At 70.1% G+C, this 19,280-nt stretch carries 20 protein-coding genes; 5 read left to right on the top strand and 15 right to left on the bottom strand.

The window, feature by feature from the left end:
• Positions 1–3: 3 nt before the first annotated feature.
• A complete protein-coding gene (locus RCO38_RS22760) occupies positions 4–300 on the top strand; it encodes a hypothetical protein (RefSeq protein WP_308330785.1) in 297 nt (98 codons plus the stop codon).
• On the opposite strand, the gene RCO38_RS22755 is transcribed toward RCO38_RS22760, so the two are convergent.
• From RCO38_RS22755 to RCO38_RS22745, 3 genes are read right to left on the bottom strand one after another with little or no spacing between them, the layout of a single operon-like run.
• A complete protein-coding gene (locus RCO38_RS22755) occupies positions 287–1,105 on the bottom strand; it encodes a crotonase/enoyl-CoA hydratase family protein (protein WP_308330784.1) in 819 nt (272 codons plus the stop codon). The two genes, RCO38_RS22760 and RCO38_RS22755, sit on opposite strands and share 14 nt — an antisense overlap.
• 58 nt (positions 1,106–1,163) lie before the next feature.
• Complete coding sequence (locus RCO38_RS22750) at positions 1,164–2,423, bottom strand: cytochrome c (RefSeq protein ID WP_308330783.1); 1,260 nt, start codon at positions 2,421–2,423, stop codon at positions 1,164–1,166.
• Positions 2,420–3,109, bottom strand: coding sequence for a c-type cytochrome (locus tag RCO38_RS22745; RefSeq protein ID WP_374694576.1), 690 nt, complete (start codon positions 3,107–3,109; stop codon positions 2,420–2,422). The genes RCO38_RS22750 and RCO38_RS22745 overlap by 4 nt, the downstream gene beginning before the upstream one ends.
• A 115-nt stretch (positions 3,110–3,224) precedes the next feature.
• On the opposite strand from RCO38_RS22745, the gene RCO38_RS22740 reads away from it, so the two are divergent.
• A complete protein-coding gene (locus tag RCO38_RS22740; RefSeq protein ID WP_308330782.1) occupies positions 3,225–3,452 on the top strand; it encodes a cysteine-rich CWC family protein in 228 nt (75 codons plus the stop codon).
• Here the strand turns inward: RCO38_RS22740 and RCO38_RS22735 are convergent.
• Both RCO38_RS22735 and RCO38_RS22730 read right to left on the bottom strand, forming a co-directional pair.
• A complete protein-coding gene (locus RCO38_RS22735) occupies positions 3,445–3,765 on the bottom strand; it encodes a hypothetical protein (RefSeq protein ID WP_308330781.1) in 321 nt (106 codons plus the stop codon). The two genes, RCO38_RS22740 and RCO38_RS22735, sit on opposite strands and share 8 nt — an antisense overlap.
• The gene (locus tag RCO38_RS22730) at positions 3,765–5,246 is read right to left on the bottom strand and encodes a DegQ family serine endoprotease (protein ID WP_308330780.1); all 1,482 of its coding nucleotides are present in this window, start codon (positions 5,244–5,246) and stop codon (positions 3,765–3,767) included. Before RCO38_RS22730 ends, RCO38_RS22735 begins: the two co-directional genes overlap by 1 nt.
• Before the next feature lie 92 nt (positions 5,247–5,338).
• Between RCO38_RS22730 and RCO38_RS22725 the strand changes: the two genes are divergently transcribed.
• Positions 5,339–6,028 (top strand): DUF1345 domain-containing protein, encoded by a 690-nt coding sequence (locus tag RCO38_RS22725; protein ID WP_308330779.1) that lies wholly within the window; start codon positions 5,339–5,341, stop codon positions 6,026–6,028.
• Here RCO38_RS22725 and RCO38_RS22720 read toward each other — a convergent pair whose 3' ends face one another.
• Positions 6,029–7,366 (bottom strand): ATP-binding protein, encoded by a 1,338-nt coding sequence (locus RCO38_RS22720; RefSeq protein ID WP_308330778.1) that lies wholly within the window; start codon positions 7,364–7,366, stop codon positions 6,029–6,031.
• The gene (locus RCO38_RS22715; RefSeq protein WP_308330777.1) at positions 7,363–8,022 is read right to left on the bottom strand and encodes a response regulator transcription factor; all 660 of its coding nucleotides are present in this window, start codon (positions 8,020–8,022) and stop codon (positions 7,363–7,365) included. Before RCO38_RS22715 ends, RCO38_RS22720 begins: the two co-directional genes overlap by 4 nt.
• A gap of 114 nt (positions 8,023–8,136) precedes the next feature.
• On the opposite strand from RCO38_RS22715, the gene RCO38_RS22710 reads away from it, so the two are divergent.
• Together RCO38_RS22710 and RCO38_RS22705 are read left to right on the top strand one after the other, a co-directional pair.
• A complete protein-coding gene (locus RCO38_RS22710; RefSeq protein WP_308330776.1) occupies positions 8,137–9,645 on the top strand; it encodes an MFS transporter in 1,509 nt (502 codons plus the stop codon).
• Positions 9,646–9,649: 4 nt separating this feature from the next.
• Positions 9,650–10,411: a class II glutamine amidotransferase gene (locus RCO38_RS22705; protein ID WP_308330774.1), complete on the top strand. Its 762-nt coding sequence runs from the start codon at positions 9,650–9,652 to the stop codon at positions 10,409–10,411.
• A 3-nt stretch (positions 10,412–10,414) separates the two neighbouring features.
• On the opposite strand, the gene RCO38_RS22700 is transcribed toward RCO38_RS22705, so the two are convergent.
• The 8 genes from RCO38_RS22700 to RCO38_RS22665 all read right to left on the bottom strand — a co-directional run bounded on the left by RCO38_RS22700 (position 10,415) and on the right by RCO38_RS22665 (position 19,238).
• Complete coding sequence (locus tag RCO38_RS22700; RefSeq protein WP_308330864.1) at positions 10,415–10,672, bottom strand: VF530 family protein; 258 nt, start codon at positions 10,670–10,672, stop codon at positions 10,415–10,417.
• An 83-nt stretch (positions 10,673–10,755) separates the two neighbouring features.
• Positions 10,756–11,709, bottom strand: coding sequence for a glutathione synthase (gene gshB / locus RCO38_RS22695; RefSeq protein ID WP_308330773.1), 954 nt, complete (start codon positions 11,707–11,709; stop codon positions 10,756–10,758).
• The gene (locus RCO38_RS22690; protein WP_308330772.1) at positions 11,706–12,890 is read right to left on the bottom strand and encodes a benzoate/H(+) symporter BenE family transporter; all 1,185 of its coding nucleotides are present in this window, start codon (positions 12,888–12,890) and stop codon (positions 11,706–11,708) included. The genes gshB and RCO38_RS22690 overlap by 4 nt, the downstream gene beginning before the upstream one ends.
• A 19-nt stretch (positions 12,891–12,909) precedes the next feature.
• A complete protein-coding gene (locus RCO38_RS22685; RefSeq protein ID WP_308330771.1) occupies positions 12,910–14,778 on the bottom strand; it encodes a potassium transporter Kup in 1,869 nt (622 codons plus the stop codon).
• A 141-nt stretch (positions 14,779–14,919) separates the two neighbouring features.
• Positions 14,920–16,203 carry a glutamate--cysteine ligase gene (gene gshA, locus RCO38_RS22680; protein WP_308330770.1) on the bottom strand — a complete coding sequence of 428 codons (1,284 nt, stop codon included), beginning with the start codon at positions 16,201–16,203 and terminating at the stop codon, positions 14,920–14,922.
• Positions 16,204–16,309: 106 nt separating this feature from the next.
• Positions 16,310–17,590, bottom strand: coding sequence for a glutamate-5-semialdehyde dehydrogenase (locus RCO38_RS22675; RefSeq protein WP_308330769.1), 1,281 nt, complete (start codon positions 17,588–17,590; stop codon positions 16,310–16,312).
• A 21-nt stretch (positions 17,591–17,611) separates the two neighbouring features.
• Entirely contained in the window at positions 17,612–18,664 is a 1,053-nt protein-coding gene (holA, locus tag RCO38_RS22670; protein ID WP_308330768.1) for a DNA polymerase III subunit delta, read from the bottom strand.
• 4 nt (positions 18,665–18,668) lie between these two features.
• Positions 18,669–19,238 carry an LPS-assembly lipoprotein LptE gene (locus RCO38_RS22665; protein ID WP_308330767.1) on the bottom strand — a complete coding sequence of 190 codons (570 nt, stop codon included), beginning with the start codon at positions 19,236–19,238 and terminating at the stop codon, positions 18,669–18,671.
• Between the last annotated feature and the right edge of the window lie 42 nt (positions 19,239–19,280).

The raw sequence follows: 19,280 nt of genomic DNA, 5'->3' as shown, positions 1-19,280 counted from the left end.
ACCATGGCCCTGACCTACCTGATCTTCGACGCCGCCGACGATGGCGAAGGCACCGGCAGCTGGGAGGCGGTGGCCAGCGTGCGCCGCGCCGACCTGGCGGCGGTGATGGCCGAGGTGGACGCCGTGCTGGCGCGCGCGCAGCGCGAGGCGCCCGGTCCGCGCGGTCCGCTGGACGAGGGCGGCACCTGGGACGCCGACACGCAGGTGCACGAGGACTGCGGCTGGACCGAGGTCCGGTTGACGCTGACCGGGCCCTGGGACTGGGGCGAGGCCTTGATGGCCGACTTCAGCGGCCTTTGAACACCGGCGGGCGCTTCTCGCGGAAGGCCGCCACGCCCTCGGCCGCGTCTTCGCTGAGGGCCAGCCGCTTCTGCGTGGCGTCGAACTCGGCCATCGCCACCATCGGCCCCTGCTCCACCGCCTTGAGCGCGTTCAGCCGCGAGGCGATCACTGCCAGCGGCGCCTGCTTCGCGATCTGGCCGGCGATGCGCAGGGCTTCGTCCAGCTCCTGCCCGGCCGGCACCACGCGCTGCACGAAGTGCAGCCGCAGCGCCTCGGCGCTGTCGAACTCGTCACCGGTCAGCAGGTGCAGCAGGGCATTGCCCAGGCCGGCGCGCTCGGCCATGCGCAGCGTCGCGCCACCGGTGGCCATGATGCCTCGCGCCACTTCGAGCTGCGAGAAGCGACCGTCATCGGCGGCGACCACGATGTCGGCCGCCAGCATCAGCTCGATGCCCAGCGTGAAGGTGATGCCCTTGACCGCCACCACCATGGGCTTGGTGCGGCGGCGCCAGCCCGGATCGCCCAGGTTCAGCGGATCGACCAGGCCGTGCGGCACCGGCGACTCGCCGCGCTGCATCAGCGGCGCGAAGCTGGGCAGGTCCAGGCCCGCGGTGAAGTGTTCGCCGTGCGCGTGCAGCACGCCCACGCGCAGCGCCGGGTCGTCGTCCAGGCGCGTGTAGGCCTCGGCCAGCGCGCGCATCATGGCCGGCGTGAAGCCATTGCGCTTGGCGGGCCGGTCGATGCCGATCAGCAGCAGCGGGCCGCGGGCCAGGCAGGTGATGCGGCCTTCGGGCGGGGTGGTGTCGGTGGGTGATGGACTCATGCGCGCCATGGTGGCAGCGCACCCGGTCACCGTCCGTCACCCAGGCGTCATGCGGATTTCAGCGCACGCGCTGCACGTCCAGCGGGTTCACCGGGTTCGCCTGGTGGCCCCAGCTCTGGCGCAGGAAGCTCGCCACCGCGGCGATCTCGGCGTCCTGCAGCAGGGTGCGGAAGGGCGGCATGCCGTAGGGGTGCGGGTGGCCGGGCGTGGACGGCGCGAAGCCGCCGCTGAGGATGGCCTGCAGCGCGTTGGTGGGATCGTCCATGGTGACCACGCGGTTGCCGGCCAGCGGCGGATAGGCGCCTTCGCGGCCCTCACCCTGTTCGCCATGGCAGTCGGCGCAGTGCTGCCGGTACAGGCGCCCGCCGGTCTCCAGCAGCGCACCGTCGGCGCGCTTGAACGCGGGCGCTTCGCTGCGGCGCACGGGCAGAGACTTCAGGTAGCCGGCCATCGCGTTGACATCGGCCTCGGGCAGGTGCTGCGTGCCGTGGAACACGACTTCGGCCATGGGCCCCGCCACGCTGGCGCCGTCGACGCTGCCGTTCTTCAGCAGCGCGGCCACGCGCTCCGCCGGCCAGTCCTGCACGCCCGCCTGGCGCGGGTCGAGCAGCGAAGGAGCGAGCCAGCGGCCGTCGGGCAGGCGCTCGCCACCGAAGCCCTCGGTGGTCGCGCCCCAGGCGTTGCGTGCGCCGTGGCAGGCGGTGCAGTGGGCGGCACCGTTGACCAGGTAGGCGCCGCGGTTCCACTCGGCGCTCTGCGCCGCGTCGGGCTGGAAGCGCCCCGGCTCGAAGAACAGCACGCGCCACACCGCTAGCGCCGGCTGGGTGCCGTAGGGGAAACGCAGCGCGTGCGGCGGGTTGGCCTGGCGCACCGGCGGCAGACTGCGCAGGTGGGCCCAGAGCGCGGCCACGTCCCCGTCGGTCAGGCGGGTGAAGTGCGTGTAGGGGAAGGCCGGGTAGAGCAGCCGGCCATCGCGCGAGCGGCCTTCGTGCAGCGCGCGCCGGAAGGCTTCCTGCGACCACGTTCCCAGGCCGGTCTCGGCGTCGGGCGTGAGGTTGCCTGCATACAGATCACCGAACGGCGTGCCGATGCGGCGACCGCCCGCGTAGGGCGCGCCGCCACGCACGGTGTGGCAGGCCATGCAGTTGCCGGCGCGCGCCAGCTCGGCGCCGCGCGCGAGCAGCGTGGGATCGGCGGGGGCGGCCTCGGTCGATGGCGGCAGCGCGGGGGCGTGCAGCTCCACACCGACCACCGCGCCCAGCAAGGCCAGGCCCGCCACGAAGACCGCGGTGAGCCAGCGCAAGGGGTGGCGCCTCATTTCGCAGCTCCCGGCGCAGGCGGCGTCAACCCGCAGCGCAACGGCAGCGGCCCGGTGCCCGGTGTGGCCGGGTGGGTGTCGGCCGGCAGCGGCTGCGCGGCCAGCCAGCTGGCCACCGCCGCGACGTCCGTGGGCGAGAGGCGCTGCGCCACGTGGGCCATGCAGTCGGGCGCGAAGGCCTTTCGCAGCCCGGTCTGCCAGGCGCCGAGCTGGCCGATCAGGTAGTCGCGCGGCAGGCCCAGCAGGCCGGGCACGGCGGGCCGCACACCGGTCATGGCCGCGCCGTGGCAGGCGGTGCAGGCGGGAAGATCACGCGCCGGGTCGCCCTGGCGCACCAGGGCCTCGCCACGGGCCAGCGTGGCCGCGTCACCCTGCTGCGGCAGCGGCGGCGGGTAGGGCAGGTCCAGCGAAGCGAAGTGCTGCGCGATCAGGCGCAGGTAGTCGTCGCTCAGGTGGTCCAGCAGGTAGCGCATGCCCTCGTTGTTGCGCCGGCCGTCGCGAAAGTTCAGCAGCTGGTGGTAGAGGTAGTCGGCCGGCTTGCCCGCGATGCGCGGGAAGAAGCCGCCGGGGGTGGCCTTGCCTTCGGCCCCGTGGCACAGGGTGCAGGCCTGCACGCGTTGCGCCATGGGGTCGGGAACGGTGCGCGGATCGGCCGCCGCCGCGCCGCCAACGGCGAGGGCGAGCACGAACGACACAAGAAGGGGAAAGGGTGACAGGGGCAGCACGGAAGACCTTGAACAGAGCAGTGCAAAAAGTACCACAGGGCGTGGGTGACTACACTGATCAGAACCGGCCTTTTCCATGCAGACCACGCCCACCTCCGACCCCACCCGCTGCCCGCTCTGCGGCGGTGACAACCGCTGCGCGATGGAGCTCGAACGCGCCACCGGCCAGACACAGCCGCCCTGCTGGTGCGTCGATACCGCGTTCCCGCCCGACCTGATGGCCCGGCTGCCTCAGGAGGCCGAGGGCAAGGCCTGCATCTGCGCCGCCTGCGTGGCGCGCTTCGCCGCCCCGCCGCTCAGTTGACCACGAAGGCCAGCGCGACACCACCCAGCGCCAGCAGGCCGAGCCCGCCGACGAAGACGCTCTCGGCCAGCCGCTCCCAGCGGCCGGCCTCGCGCGCCACCCGCATCGACACGAAAGACAGCAGTGCGCTGCCCAGGAACACCAGCCCGTCCACCGCGAGCAGCTTGTCCACCAGCATCCGGCTCTCGCTCGACGGTCCGAGCAGGCTGATGTAGAGCGCGGTCAGGCAGACCCCGATCATGGTGGCCGAGGTCGGCAGGATGTGGGCCGACAGGCCCGCCGCCGGACGCGCACTCGCGGAGTCGTGCGCCATCAGCCCAGCTTCACCGGCACGAAGATGCGGTCGCCGTCGCGCTGGATCAGCAGCGCCACCGACTTCTGGGCCCTGGCCACCGCCGCCCGCACCTGCTCGACGCTGGTCACCGGCGTGCCGTTGACCGCCACCAGCAGGTCGCCCGGCTGCACCCCGGCGCGCGCCGAGGCGCCGGCCACGTCCTCGATCACCAGGCCGGCGTCCACGCCCGCCTCGCGCTTTTCCTGCGGTTGCAGCGGCCGCAGCGCCAGCCCCAGGCGCCCCTGGCTCGCGGCCTGGTCGGCCTGGGCCACCTCGGCCTTCTTCGCAGCCGCATCGCCCAGCTGCGCGCTGAGAGTTTCGCGCTTCCCCTGGCGCGCAAGTTCGAGCGTGACCTTCTCGCCCGGGCTGGCCTGGCCGATCCAGGCCGGGAGGTCGCCCGACGAGACGATGGGCTGGCCGTTGACGCTCAGGATCACGTCGCCGGTCTTCAGCCCCGCCTGGGCCGCCGGGCCGCCGGGTTCGACGCCCGAGACCAGGGCGCCCTCGGGCTTGTCGAGCCCGAAGGAGTCGGCCAGCGCCTGGTTCACTTCCTGCACCGTCACGCCGAGGCGCGCGTGGCTGGCCTTGCCGGTGGCGACGATCTGGTCCCGCACCTTGCTGGCGACCTCGATCGGGATGGCAAAGGACAGGCCCTGGTAGCCGCCCGAGCGGCTGTAGATCTGCGAGTTGATGCCCACCACCTCGCCGCGCGCGTTGAACAGCGGCCCGCCCGAGTTGCCGGGGTTGATCGCCACGTCGGTCTGGATGAAGGGCACCAGGCTGTCGTCGGGCAGCGAACGGCCCTTGGCGCTGACCACGCCGGCGGTCACGCTGTTCTCGAAGCCGTAGGGCGAGCCAATGGCCAGCACCCACTCGCCGGGCCGCATCGACCGGGAACTGCCCAGCGGCACCACGGGCAGGTTCTTGGCATCGATGCGCAGCACCGCCACGTCGGTGCGCGGGTCGGCCCCGAGCACCTTGGCCTGGAACTCGCGCCGGTCGGTGAGCTTGACCGTCACCTCGCTGGCGTCCTGCACCACATGGGCGTTGGTCAGGATCAGGCCGTCGCTGCTGACGATGAAGCCCGAGCCCTGGCCACGCACCGGCTGCTCCGTGGCACCGCCGCGCGGTCCTGCGTAGCCGGGGAAGTTGCGGAAAAAGTCGTAGAGCGGGTCGCGCGGGTCGAGCCCGGGCGCACCGGCCCGCTCTTCGTCCGACACCTTCCTCGTGCCGCTGACACTGATGTTGACCACCGCGGCGCCGTGGCGCTCGGCGATGCTGGCGAAGTCCGCCTGGCCCGGACCCGCGGCGGGCGCGGCGGCCGCGACCACGGCGGTCGGCGACGGCGCGGCGGCGCTGGCCTGCGAACCGTGCAGCCAGGTGGCGCCGGCACCGCCGATCGCTCCGGCGGCCGCCAGGGCCAGCACCAGACGGGTGGGGGTGAGGAAGTTGAGTTGCATGATCGCTCCTGTGAAAAGGGTGGGACTGGCAACGAATGTGGGCGCGTTCACTTAGACGGGGCTTAATCGGCCCGCGGTGGCACACTGGTCGCATGAGATCGCACCCGCTGCACGGCCTGCACTGGTCGGCCCGTTTCAGCGCCCTGGAACGCCAGGCGCTGGCGCTGCTGCCCGGGGTGCTGACCGGCCTGGCGGTGGCTCGGCTGGTCGCCGCACCGGCCGGCACCGCCCTGCTCTGCGGCTGGGTCGTGTACTGCACGACCTACCTGGGGCTGATGGCCCACCTCGCGCACCGCCTCAACGCCGCCGACACCCGGCGCCGCGCCCAATGGGAAGACCCGGGTGCGGCCATGCTGTTCGTGCTGGTCACGCTGGCGGCCGTAGCCTGTCTGGTGGCGGTGGCCGTCGCCGCCGATGCGGGCGCCCACCTGCGGGGCGCGGCGCGCATGGCCCATCTGGCGCTGATGGTGCTGTCCCTGATGGGCGCCTGGCTGCTGATCCAGAGCGTGTTCGCGCTGCACTACGCGCGGCGCTACTACCGGCCGGACGGGCTGGACCGCCCGCATGTGGGCGGCCTGGCGTTTCCGGGCGGCGAGGCGCCCGACTACTTCGACTTCTTCTACTTCAGCGCGGTGATCGGCATGACCTCGCAGGTCTCGGACGTCGCCATCACCGAGCGCTCGCTGCGCCATCTGGCCACGGGGCATGGCCTGCTCTCGTTCGCCTTCAACCTCACCGTGCTGGCGCTGGCGGTGAACGTGCTGGCGAGCACGCTGGCCTGATCAGGTCGCCGGCAGCTCCAGCCGCACGCGCAGGCCGCCGAGCGTGGGCGAAGCGTCCAGCCGAAGCGCGCCGCCGTGCATCTGCGCCACCGACTGGGCAATCGCCAGCCCCAGGCCGCTGCCGGTGGAGGGCGCATCGGGCAGGCGGTAGAAGCGGTCCAGCACGCGCGTGCGCTCGGTCTCGGGAATGCCCGGGCCGCTGTCCTCCACCACCAGCGCCACCCTGCCCGGTGAGTCGCCAGCCCGAACGCCGACCTCGATCTGGCCGCCGGCCGGCGCGTACTTGATGGCGTTTTCGACCAGGTTGCGCAGCAGCAGGCGCAGCGCGTCCGCATGACCCTTCACCGGGGCCGCTTCCAGGCCCGACAGCCCGATCTCCTGCGCGCGGGCCTGGGCGTCGGCCACCGACTCGGCCACCATCTCTCGTGCCAGCGCCACCAGGTCCAGCGGCACCGCCGGGGCGCCCTCGGCCTGCAGCGCCTGCTGGCGCGCCAATTCCATCAGCTGGCCCACCAGCCGCGTGGCGCGGTCGATGCCGGCGTCCAGCCGCTGCAGCGCGCGCTCACGGTGCTCGGCGTCCTCGGCGCGGCGCAGGCCCTGCACCTGCAGCCGGAGCGCCGCCAGCGGCGAGCGCAGCTCGTGCGCCGCGTCGGCCACGAAGCGCTGCTGCACCTCGAAGGCCTGGCCCAGGCGCTGCAGCAGGCCGTTGAATTCCTGCACCAGCGGGCGGACCTCGTCGGGCAGGTCCTGCCCGGCCAGCGGCGCCAGGTCGTCGGCGCTGCGCGCGGCCACCTGCTCGCGCACCCGCGCCACCGGGGCCAGGGTGCGCCGCACCAGCCAGCCCACCGCCAGCATCAGAACCGGCGCCAGCCACAGCACCGGCGTGGCCGTCCGCAGCGCCAGGTCGCCGGCCATGCGCTGGCGCACGGCCATGTCCTGCGCGACCTGGATCACCAGCCCACCGGTGATCACCGAATAGACGCGGTAGGTGGTGCCATGCGCCACCACGTCGGCGAAGCCCAGCACCGCGCGCGCCGGCAGTTCGGGCCGGTCGGCCGAGCGCAGCAGCAGCGAACCGTCGACGGACCAGATCTGCAGCACGAAGTCGAAGTCCTGCTGCGAGGGTGGCACCGGCAGCACGCCGGTGGCCAGGCCCTCGGGCAGGCCGGCACGCAGCGTCTGGGCGGTCTGGCGCATCTGGTAGTCGAACAGGGCGTCGGCCTCGGCCCGCGCCGCGCGCCAGGCCAGGGCGGCCTGCAGCAGCGCGGTGCCCAGGATGGCCAGCAGCACGAACACCAGCAGGCGGGTGCGCAGGGAGGTCGGCCAGCGCAGCGTCATGCCTTGGGCACCAGGTAGCCGACGCCGCGCACGTTCTGGATGATGTTCGCGCCCAGCTTCTTGCGCAGGCCGTGGATGTAGACCTCGACCGCGTTGGAGCTGATTTCGTGCTTCCAGTCGTAGAGTTTTTCTTCCAGCTGCGCGCGCGAGAGCACCAGACCGGGCCGCGCCAGCAGCGGCTCCAGCACCGCCCACTCGCGGCCCGAAAGCACCACCGGCTCGCCGTTCACCGTGACCTCGCGCGTGGCGGGGTTGATGCACACGCCCTGGTGTTCGTAGACTGGTTCGGCGCGTCCGGAGGCGCGGCGCAGCAGGGCGCGGATGCGCGCCAGCAGCTCGTCCATCTCGTAGGGTTTGACCACGTAGTCGTCGGCCCCGGCGTCCAGCCCCTCGACGCGCTGTTTCAACGCGTCGCGCGCGGTGGCGATGAGCACCGGCACCCGGGAGCGGCGCGCGCGCAACCGGCGCAGCACCGACAGCCCGTCCTGCCGGGGCAGGCCCAGGTCGAGCAGCACCAGGTCGTAGTCCTGGGTGCGCAGGGCCGTGTCGGCAGCGTCGCCGTCGCGCACCCAGTCCACGGCGTACTGCTCGGCGCGCAACAGGTCGAGCACCGATTCGCCGATCATCGAGTCGTCTTCCACCAGCAAGAGGCGCATCGCAGGCCGCGGTGGCCTGAGTGCCGCGCGCGGGTGCCGGCAATGTTACGCGGCATGTCCCTGGCCACGCTTGGTGCGGGCAAACCCGATAAGCTGCCGCCTGGACCCGCCCGCATGAGCACACCGCAAGACGACCCCCACGCCATCACCGCCCTGCGCGCCCGCCACGGGCCGCGCTACCGTTGGCTGCTGCTGCTCTCGGTGATGCTGGGCACCATGGCCTCGGTCATGTCCTCGACCATCGTCAACGTGGCCATTCCCGACCTGAGCCACCACTTCGCGCTGGGCCAGGAGCGCGCGCAGTGGGCCACCTCAGGCTTCATGGCCGCGATGACCGTGTCCATGCTGACCACGCCCTGGCTGCTGGCGCGCTATGGCTACCGCGCCACCTACACCGGCTGCATGTGGCTGCTGCTGGCCGGCGGCCTGGCCGGCGGCTTCGCGCAGCATTTCCCGCTGGTGCTGGCGGCCCGCGTGGCCGAGGGCCTGGCCGCGGGCGTGGTGCAGCCGATCCCGGCCATCATCATCCTGCGCGCCTTCGAGCCGCAGGAGCAGGGGCGCGCCAGCGGCATCTTCGGCATGGGCGTGGTGCTGGCGCCGGCGCTGGGGCCCAGCATCGGCGGCCTGCTGGTGGACGCCTTCGGCTGGCGCTCGATCTTCTTCATGGTCGTGCCCTTCTGCCTGGCCTCGCTGTGGATGGCGCAGCGCTTCGTGCCGACCAACGCGCCCGGCGGCGCCGCGGCCAACCCGCAGGGCGCGGCGCTGGACTGGCGCGGCCTGCTGCTGGCCACCACCGGCACGCTGTGCCTGCTCAACGGCCTGGTCGAACTCAAGGGCGGCACGGCGCTGGCGGCCTTTGGCCTGCTCGGCGCGGCCGTGGCGGCGCTGCTGGCGTTCGTGACCCTGCAGCGGCGCATGCTGCTGGCGCGCACCCGCCACCCCGACCAGGGCACGGACCCGCTGCTGAACCTCTCGCTGTTCCGCGACCGGCGCTTCGCCATGGGCAGCATCGTCGCCTTTATCTACGGTGTTGCGCTGTTCGGCTCGACCTACCTGCTGCCGGTCTACATGCAGATGGGCCTGGGCCTGTCGGCCTCGTTTGTCGGCAGCATCCTGCTGCCCGCCGGTCTGGTGCTGGCCGTGACCATCGCGGTGGTGGGCCGGCTGTCGGACCGGCAGCCGGCCCACCGGCTGGTCAGCATCGGCCTGCTGCTGCTGGCCAGCTCGTTCGCGCTGATGCCCACCATCGACACCGAGCATCGCGCCCAGACGCTCACCCTGCTGGTGGCCTGGGCCATCCTGGGCCGGCTGGGCCTGGGCTTCATCCTGCCCTCGCTGAACGTCGGCGCCATGCGCGGCCTGGACCGGGCACAGATCCCGCAGGGCGCCAGCGCGATCAACTTCCTGCGCATGCTCGGCGGCGCGGCCGGGGTGAGCCTGTGCGGCATCGTGCTGGAGTGGCGCACCGCCGCCCACGGCCTGACGCTGGCGCCCGGCCACACCGCGCCCGGCCACCTGGCACCGTTCAACGAGACGTTTTTCATGGTGGCAGCCATTTGTGCGCTGGCCATCGGGGCCGCCTTGAAAATGCGTGAAAAAACCGCGAAGGCTGCCGGACAATAGCCGGATGTGCCAACTGCTGGGTCTCAACTGCGCCACGCCGACCGACGCCTCGTTCAGCTTCACCGGCTTCTGCCAGCGCGGGGGCGCCACCGACCACCACGCCGACGGCTGGGGCATCGCCTTCTTCGAGGGCCGCGGCCTGCGGCTGTTCATCGACCACGAAAGCGCGGCCAACTCGCGCATGGCCGAGTTCCTGCGCAGCTACCCGCTCAAGAGCAAGAACATCATCGCCCACGTGCGCAAGGCCACCATCGGCGAGGTGAGCCTGGAGAACGCCCACCCGTTCACGCGCGAGCTCTGGGGCCGGCACTGGGTGTTCGCCCACAACGGCGACCTCAAGGACTACTTTCCCAAGCTGCACAGCGCGTTCCGCCCGGTCGGCACCACCGACAGCGAGCGCGCCTTCTGCTGGCTGATGCAGGAGCTGGCCAAGTCGCACGCCAGCCTGCCCAGTGTCGAAGAACTCACGCACACACTGCGCGAGCTCATCCCCCAGGTCACGCCCTACGGCACCTTCAACTTCCTGCTCTCCAACGGGGATGCGATGTGGGCGCACTGCAGCACGAAACTGCACTGGCTGGTGCGCCAGCACCCGTTTGCACAGGCCACGCTGATGGACCACGACTGGACGGTGAACTTTGCCGACCTCAACCAGCCCGGCGACCGCGCCGCGGTGATCGTGACCACGCCGCTGACCCGCAACGAGCAGTGGACGGCGTTCGAGCCCGGCGAACTGAAGGTGTTCGTCGACGGCGCGGTGGTCTGACCCTCAGCGCCGCCCGCCGCGACGCTGCCGCTCGCGCAGCATGTAGAGGTACAGGCCCTCGACCTTCTCGCGCGCCCAGGGCGTCTTGCGCAGGAAGCGCAGGCTGGAGCTGATGCTGGGGTCGACGTTGAAGCAGCGCACCGGGATGCGCTCGCCCAGGCCGTCCCAGCCGTAGGTCTCGACCAGGGCGTGGAGGATCGCCTCCAGCGTCATCCCGTGGAGCGGGTTCCTCGGCTGAACATGAGTGCCCCCATGCTCCACCGCTTCGCGGGTCGCTGCCCCCCGAGGGGGCTGATCCGGCTTGGGGCGGTCCGGCGCCGGATCGTTGAGTTGCTGCTCGTCGCTCACGCGGGCACTTTCAGGGTGGCTTCCAGCGCGTCCACGAACATGGCTGGCACATCGAAGCCCGTCTGGTCGTGGATCTCCTGGAAACAGGTCGGGCTGGTGACGTTGATCTCGGTGACCCTGTTGCCGATCATGTCCAGCCCCACCAGCAGCAGGCCGCGCGCGGCCAGCACCGGGGCGATGGCCTCGGCCACGGCGCGGTTCTCGTCGCTCAGCGGTTGGGCCACGCCCTTGCCACCGGCTGCGAGGTTGCCACGCACCTCGTTGCCCTGTGGAATGCGCGCCAGCACGAAGGGCGCCACCTTGCCGCCGATCAGCAGCAGGCGCTTGTCGCCCAGCGCGATCTCGGGCAGGTAGAGCTGCACCATCACGCTGGTCGCGCCGCCCTGGTTCAGCGTCTCGATGATGGAACCGAGGTTCATGCCGTCGGCGCCGACCCGGAAGATGCCCATGCCGCCCATGCCGTCCAGCGGCTTGAGGATGATGTCCTGGTGTTCGGCGTGGAAGGTGCGGATGGCCTCGGGCGAACGCGTCACCAGCGTGGGCGGCGCGAACTGTGCGAATTCCATCAGCGCGAGCTTTTCGGGGTGGTCGCGCAGGGCGCGTGGGCTGTTGAACACGCGGGTGCCCTCGCGCTCGGCCTGCTCCAGCAAATGGGTGCTGTAGAAGAACTCGCTGTCGAACGGCGGGTCCTTGCGCATCAGCACGGCGTCGAAGTCCTTGAGCGATTCGACCGCTTCGCCGCTCACTGTGAACCAGTCGCGTGCGTCGCCCGTCAGACGGATGCGGCGCACCGTGGCACTGACCACACCGCCGCTGCGCCAGCCCATGTGGCGCGGCTCGGTGGCGGCGATGGCGTGGCCACGCTTCTGCAGCTCGCGCATCATGGAAAAGGTGGTGTCCTTGTAGGTCTTGAAGGACTCGAGCGGATCGGCGACGAAGAGGATGTTCATGGGCTTGTCTTTCGGGCTCCGTACTGTTGCACAAACAGCGCCAGCGCGCCGGCCACCACGCCCCAAAACGCCGAGCCGATGCCGGCAATCACCACGCCGCTGAGCGTGACGAGAAACGTGATCAGCGCGGCTTCGCGGTGGGCGTCGTCCTTCAGTGCGGCGTGCAGGCCGCCCCCGATGCTGCCCAGCAGCGCCAGCCCGGCGATCGCCAGCACCAGCTCTTTCGGAAAGGCCAGCAGCAGGCCGGTGACCGCCGCACCCACCAGGCCGATGGCGATGTAGATCAGCCCGCAAGCCACGGCCGCGGTGTAGCGCTTGCCCTTGTCGGCGTGGGCCTCCTCGCCCATGCAAATGGCGGCGGTGATGGCGCTGAGGTTGAGCGCGAAGGCCCCGAACGGTGCGAGCACCAGGGTGGCCACGCCGGTCATGGTGATGATGTTCGAGATCGGCATGTGATAGCCGGCCGCCCGGATCGCCGCCACACCCGGCAGGTTCTGCGAGGCCATGGTGACGATGAACAGCGGCAGCGCCAGGCTGACGAAGGCGCCGAACGTGAACTCGGGCGCGGTGAACACCGGCACCGCCCACTGCAGCGTGAGCGCGCCAGCATTGAACTGGCCCCGCGCCACCACCCAGGCCACCGCTGCAAGCAAGGTCAGCGGCACCGCGTAGCGCGGCAGGAAGCGCCGCCCCAGCAGGTAGGTGAGCAGCATCAACACCACCAGCGGCAACGCGGTCTGCGCGGCGGCAAAGGCCTGCAGCCCGAAACGCGCCAGCACGCCGGCCAGCAGGGCCGAGGCAATCGCCATCGGGATGCGGTTCATCACCCGCTCGAACAGACCGGTCGCCCCGGACAGGATGATGAGCGCCGCGCAGGCCATGAAGGCGCCGACCGCCTGCGGCATGGTGAAACCACCGGCCAGACCGGCCGTGGCCAGCACCGCGGCACCCGGCGTGCTCCAGGCCACCATCACCGGCTTCTTCAGGATCAGCGAGGGAATGGCCGAGCACAGGCCCATGCCCAGGCCCAGCGCCCACATCCAGGAGGTGATGAGTTCGGGCGTGGCGCCGAAGGCCAGTGCGGCCTGGAAGACGATGGCGACCGAGCTGGTGAAGCCCACCAGCACCGCCACGAAGCCGGCCGTGGCGGCCGAGAGGTTCAGGTCACGGAAGAAAGACATCCGGCGATTGTGCCGGGCGTCAGATCTCCAGCTTGGAGCCCAGCTCGATCACCGCATTGTTCGGCAGGTTCAGGAACTCGGCGGCCGCACCCGCGTTGTGGTGCATCTGCGCGAACAGCTTCTCGCGCCACAGCGCCATGCCTTCGCCCAGCGTCGGCACCACCAGGTCGCGCGAGAGGAAGTAGCTGGTCAGCATGGGCTCCAGCTCGCAGCCGCGTCCGCGCATCAGCTCCAGCGCCTTGGGCACGTCCGGGTCGTTCTTGAAGCCGTAGTGGATCACCACCTCCCAGCAGTCGTGCCCCAGAGGCCGGACCTCCAGCCGCTTGTCCAGACCGATCCAGGGACGTTCGTGGCTGCGCACGGTGACAAACAGGTTCTGCTCGTGCAGCACCTTGTTGTGCTTGAGGTTGTGCAGCAGCGCGTTGGGCACGGTGCCGGTGTCCGCGGTCAGGAACACCGCGGTGCCGGCCACCCGCACGGGCGGTGCCATGAACACCGCTTCGAGAAAGCTGTCCAGCTCGATCGCCTCGGCCTGCTGGGCCTTGGCCATCAGGGCCCGGCCTTGCTTCCAGGTCATCATCAGCGTGAACACCACCCCGCCGATCAGCAGCGGGAACCAGCCGCCGGCGAACAGCTTGAGCAGGTTGGAGCTGAAGAAGGCCAGGTCGACCAGGAAGAACCAGCCGGTGGCGGCCACGCACAGGGCCAGCGGGTACTTCCAGCCATAACGGATGACGAAGAAGGTCAGCACCGTGGTGATGAGCATGTCCAGCGTGACGGCGATGCCGTAGGCCGCCGCGAGGTTGGACGAGGACTTGAACATCACCACCGCCAGCACGATGGCGGTGAACAGGCCCCAGTTGACGAAGGGGATGTAGATCTGCCCGGTGTCGTGCACGCTGGTGTGGCGGATGTTCAGGCGCGGCAGGTAGCCCAGCTGGATCGCCTGTTTGGTGACGCTGAACGCGCCAGAGATCAGCGCCTGCGAGGCGATCACCGTGGCCATGGTGGCCAGCCCCACCAGGGGCAGCTGGGCCCACTCGGGCGCCATGTTGAAGAAGGGGTTCTTCACCGCATCCGGGTTCTCCAGCAGCAGCGCACCCTGGCCGAAGTAGTTCAGCGTCAGGCAGGGCATGACGATGGCAAACCAGGCCAGGCGGATCGGCTTCTTGCCGAAGTGGCCCATGTCGGCGTACAGCGCCTCGCCGCCGGTGACGCACAGCACCACGGCACCCAGGATGATGAAGGTGGTACCCGGCTGCTCCCACATGAAGCGCAGCGCGTGGTGCGGGCTGAGCGCCTCCAGGATCTCGGGGTGGCCGACGATGTGCGACACGCCGAGCACGGCGATGGAGAGGAACCACAGCACGGTGATGGGGCCGAAGAACCTGCCGATGCCGCCGGTGCCCCGCTTCTGCACGAAAAACAGCGCAAACAGCACCAGCAGGGTCAGCGGCACCACGTACTGCTTGAAGGCGGGCGACACCACTTCCAGACCTTCCACCGCGGACAGCACGGAAATGGCAGGGGTGATCACGCCATCGCCGTAGAACAGCGAGGTGCCGAAGATGCCGATGGCCAGCAGCCACTTGCGCAGCCCGGGTCGGTCCTTCACCGCCTGCGAAGCCAGTGCCAGCATCGCAATGAGCCCGCCTTCGCCACCGTTGTCGGCGCGCAGCACGAGCGTGACGTATTTGAGGGAGACGATGACGGTGAGGGTCCAGAAGACGATGGACAGCACACCGTAGACGTTGGCGTGGGTGAAGGGCACATGGCCCGACCCGAAGATTTCTTTGATGGCGTACAGCACCGAGGTGCCGATATCGCCATAAACCACACCGATGGCGCCCAGGGTGAGCGCAGCAAGCGACGACTTGTTCGAGGACACAAAACCGTCCGGCCATGCAAGGCCAGACCCGTTGTCTGGAAGACCGCGATTCTGCGCCCGCACCCACCCGGCTGTCAGCCGGGAGATCGCCTCAAGCGGACGGCCGGGCGCTGGATGTTGCGACGCAACAACCGTCCGGCCTCAATCGTAGTTTTCGGCCTCGGGGTCGGTGGCTTCGAGCTCGTAGGCGGCCGAGAGCATTGCCAGCCGGCCGATCACGCCGTACATGTAGAAACGGTTGGGCACGCTGGCACCAGGTTTGGCACCCGGCTGGGGCAGCTGGGCGCTCTGCTCGAAGGCCAGGGGCACGAAGCTTGCGCCCGGAGCGGCCAGGCTCTCGTCGGTGCTGCGGTCGGCGTGCACCCGGTAGAAACCGCCCACCACGTAGCGGTCCATCATGTAGACCACCGGCTCGGCCACGGCCGCGTTGATGCGCTCGTTGGTGAGCACCCCTTCCTGGATGATCACCTCGCCGATGGCATGCCCCGCGGTGGCTTTGGCGCGCGCCCGGAACCAGGCATCGTCCAGTTCCTTGGCGTCGCGCACCGTCAGCTGGCCCAGCGCCGCATGGCTGTTGTCGGCCTTGATGACGACGAAAGGCTTCTCGTTGATGCCGTATTCCTTGTACTTGCGGCGCACGCGCGCCAGCAGGGCGTCGGTGTTGCTGCGCAGGCATTCCAGCCCGCTCTGCTCGGCGAAGTTGACCGCGCCGCACTGGTTGAACATCGGCGTGATCAGCCAGGGGTCCATGCCCAGCAGCTTGCCGAAGCGCTTGGCCACTTCTTCGTAGGCCTTGAAGTGGTTGCTCTTGCGGCGGATGCCCCAGCCGGCGTGCAGCGGCGGCAGCAGGTACTGCTCGTGCAGGTCTTCCAGGATGCCGGGGGCCCCCGCGCTGAGGTCGTTGTTGAGCAGGATGGTGCAGGGATCGAAGTGCTTGAGCCCCAGGCGGCGCTTGCTGCGGATCAGGGGTTCGAGCGTCACCGACTCGCCGCCGGGCAGGTCGAAGGTGGTCGGCGCCTTGATGTCGTTGGACAGCGAGCCCAGGCGCACGTTCAGACCGGCCTGGTAGAAGATGCGCTGAAGTTGGGCCAGGTTGGCCAGGTAGAAGGAATCGGTGCGGTTCTCGGGCACCAGCAGCAGGTTCTTGGCCTCGGGGCAGATCTTCTCGATCGCGGCCATGGCCGCCTGCACCGCCAGCGGCATCATCTCGGGCGTGAGGTGGTTCCAGGCGCCGGGGTAGAGGTTGGTGTCGACCGGCGCCAGCTTGAAGCCGGCGTTGCGCACGTCCACCGAGCTGTAGAAGGGCGGCGTGTGCTCCATCCACTCCAGACGGAACCAGCGCTCGATCACCGGGGTGGATTCGAGGATCCGCTGCTCCAGCTCGTTGATCGGACCGGTCAATGCCGTGACGAGGTGCGGAACCATGGGGACAACCTTTGCGCTAAGAAGAAGACGACCGCCCCATTGTAGGGACCGGCCGCGACAGCCAAAGGCCAGAAGTGGGGTCGCGGGCGCGGCTTGCAAGCCCCTCTCAAGTGCGGATTTCGCCCTCGCCCAGCACCACGTACTTCAGTGAGGTCAGGCCCTCGACACCCACCGGGCCGCGGGCATGGAACTTGTCGGTGCTGATGCCGATTTCGGCGCCCAGCCCGTACTCGAAACCATCGGCGAAGCGGGTGCTCGCATTCACCATGACGCTGGCCGAATCGACCTCGCGCAGGAAGCGCTGAGCGTGCACATGGTCGGTGGTGAGGATGGCGTCGGTGTGGTGGCTGCTGTAGCGGTTGATATGGGCGATGGCCTCGTCGACCCCGGCCACCAGCTTGACGCTGACAATGGGCGCGAGGTATTCCTCGCTCCAGTCCTGTTCGGTGGCCGCGGCCACGGTCGCACCCGGCACGGCGGCCAGGATCGCCATGGCCTCGGGGCACCCGCGCATCTCCACGCCCTTGGCGGCGTAGACCGCGCCGATCTTCGGCAGGAACTCGGCCGCCACGCCGCGCGCCACCAGCAGGCTCTCGGTCGCGTTGCAGGGGCTGTATTTCTGTGTCTTGGCGTTGTCGGCCACGGTCACGGCCATGGCGATGTCGCAGGGGTCGTCCACGTAGGTGTGGCAGTTGCCGTCCAGGTGCTTGATGACGGGCACCTTGGCTTCGGCGCTGATGCGCTCGATCAGGCCCTTGCCGCCGCGCGGGATGATCACGTCCACGTACTGCGGCATGGCAATCAGCTGCCCCACGGCGGCGCGGTCGGTGGTGGGCACCAGCTGCACCGCGTCGGCCGGCAAACCGGCAGCCACCAGGGCCTGCTGCACCAGCGCGGCCAGCGCGCGGTTGGAATCGATGGCCTCGGACCCGCCGCGCAGGATGCAGGCGTTGCCGCTCTTGATGCTCAGGCTGGCGGCCTCGATGGTCACGTTCGGGCGGCTTTCGTAGATCATGCCGAACACGCCGATGGGCACGCGCATCTGGCCCACGCGGATGCCACTGGGCTGCTGCTTCATGCCCATGATCTCGCCGATGATGTCCGGCATGGCCGCCAGCTGCTCGCAGCCTTCGGCACAGGTTTCCAGCACCTTGGGCGTGAGCTTGAGCCGGTCCACCATGGGTTCGGCCAGGCCGGCGGCACGGGCACGCACCAGGTCCTTGGCGTTCTCCACCTGCAGCGGTTCGACACTTGCGCGCAGCAAGCGGGCCAGCTCGCGCAGGGCCTTGAGCTTGGTCGCGGCGCCGGCCTTGGCCATCAACGCCGAGGCGGCCTTGGCCTGGCTGCCCAGGGTGTTCATCAGTTCGGAGGTGGAGGTCGCGTTCATCACGCGATTTTCGCAGAGTGCCTACTTCAGCGCACAGGCGTTCGCCACGCGAAGCGCCATGCGGTGCAAAGCATCCCACGGATCGGCCGGCCAGTCGGGCTGTTTGAGTCCTTTGACGATGCCGTCCACCGTGTGGGCGTCCTGCAGCCATTGCGCCAGCTGCGCGGGCCGGATGAGCGGCAGCGCTCGCTCCATGAGCTTTTCCTTCACCCCCCAGACCCGGTTCTCGCGCAGCGCCATGGGCAGCGGGCGGCCCGCGTCCATCGCCCCGCGCACGCGGTGCAGTGTGCGGATGTCCTCGGACAGCGCAAAGTGCACCAGCACCGCCGCCTCGCCCTCGGCCTGCAGGCCGTCGAGCATGCGCTGCACCCGCAGCACCTGGCCTCCCAGCACCGCCTCGGCGAGCTTGAAGGGCGTGTAGCGGGCCACGTTCAGTACCGCGTTCTCGATCTGCTCGAAGCTCAGTTCGCCGGCCGGATAGAGCAGGCCCAGTTTCTGGATCTCTTGGTGCGCTGCCAGCAGGTTGCCTTCCACCCGGTCGGCAAAAAACTGCAGCGTTCGCTGCCCTTCTTCACCCGCTGCCACGCGCTGCCCCTGGGCCTGAAGCCGTTGGGCGATCCAGGCCGGCAGGGCCTGTCGCTCCACCGGGTCCACCCGGACCGTGACACCGAAGCTGTCCAGAGCACCAAACCAGGCCCCCTTCTGGGTGGCCATGTCCAGCCGCGGCAGCAGCACGAGCGTGAGCGTCGAGTCGTTGTCCCGGGCGCCTTCGGCGATCTGCTGCAGCACCTGGGACCCGTCCTTGCCCGGCTTGCCGGACGGGATCTGGATCTCGATCAACTGCTTGTCGGCGAACAGGCTCATCGAGCCGCCGCTGGCCAGCACCCCGCTCCAGTCGTAGTGGGCACCGGCCACGGTGTGCACGGTGCGCTCGGTGTGGCCCTGCGCACGCGCCACAGAACGGATCGCATCCGCCGCCTCCTGGATCAGCAGGGGCTCGTCACCGTGCAGCGTGTAGAGGGAGCGCAGTCCCTTTTGCAGATGCCCGGCCAGCTGCGGGGCGGCAAGCTGCATGGGATCAGAGGCTCTTGACGGCGGCCAGCCGGCGCAGCACTTGCTGCACGATGTCGCCGTCCATGTCGCGGAACATCAGGTTCTCTTCGGCGGCCTTGGCCAGGGCGACCGTCTCGCTGAAGCTGATGTCGCGCTCCAGCAGCAGCTCGGTGTCTTCGATCAGCACCTTGCCCTTGGGTGTGGCGAGCCGGAAACGGAACCGGGTGCGCAGCGTGAGCTCCCGCACCTGTCCGGAATCGGTCTGGCCGGACACCACGCGCTCGTGCCGGTCCAGGGCGACGAAGAGCACCACTTGCGGCTGCTCCGCCGCCTGCGCCGGGTCGACCGGCGCCTGGGCGGCGGCCGAGGAGTTCACCACCCGGATGCCGGACGAGACCATCGCCTGCTGCAGCCCCCGGGACACCGCCGTGTTTTCAAAGCCCGCCACCCGCACCGACTCGAACGCAAACTTGGGCGCTTGGCGCAGCGCGAAGCCACAACCCGTCAGGCCGGCCAGAAGGCCCGCCGACCCGGCCGCTGCCAGACCACGCAGGGCAGCCCGTCGGGCCGGTGATTTCAGGACAGCAGGGGCCATGGCTTGGGGTCTCGCTCGGGTGGGTGACAACGGGAAGGCGTG

This window comes from Hydrogenophaga pseudoflava (assembly GCF_031020795.1).
GTDB lineage: Bacteria > Pseudomonadota > Gammaproteobacteria > Burkholderiales > Burkholderiaceae_C > Hydrogenophaga > Hydrogenophaga pseudoflava_A.
Note: the sequence above shows the minus strand (reverse complement) of the source record. Positions and strands in the feature narration are given on the sequence as shown.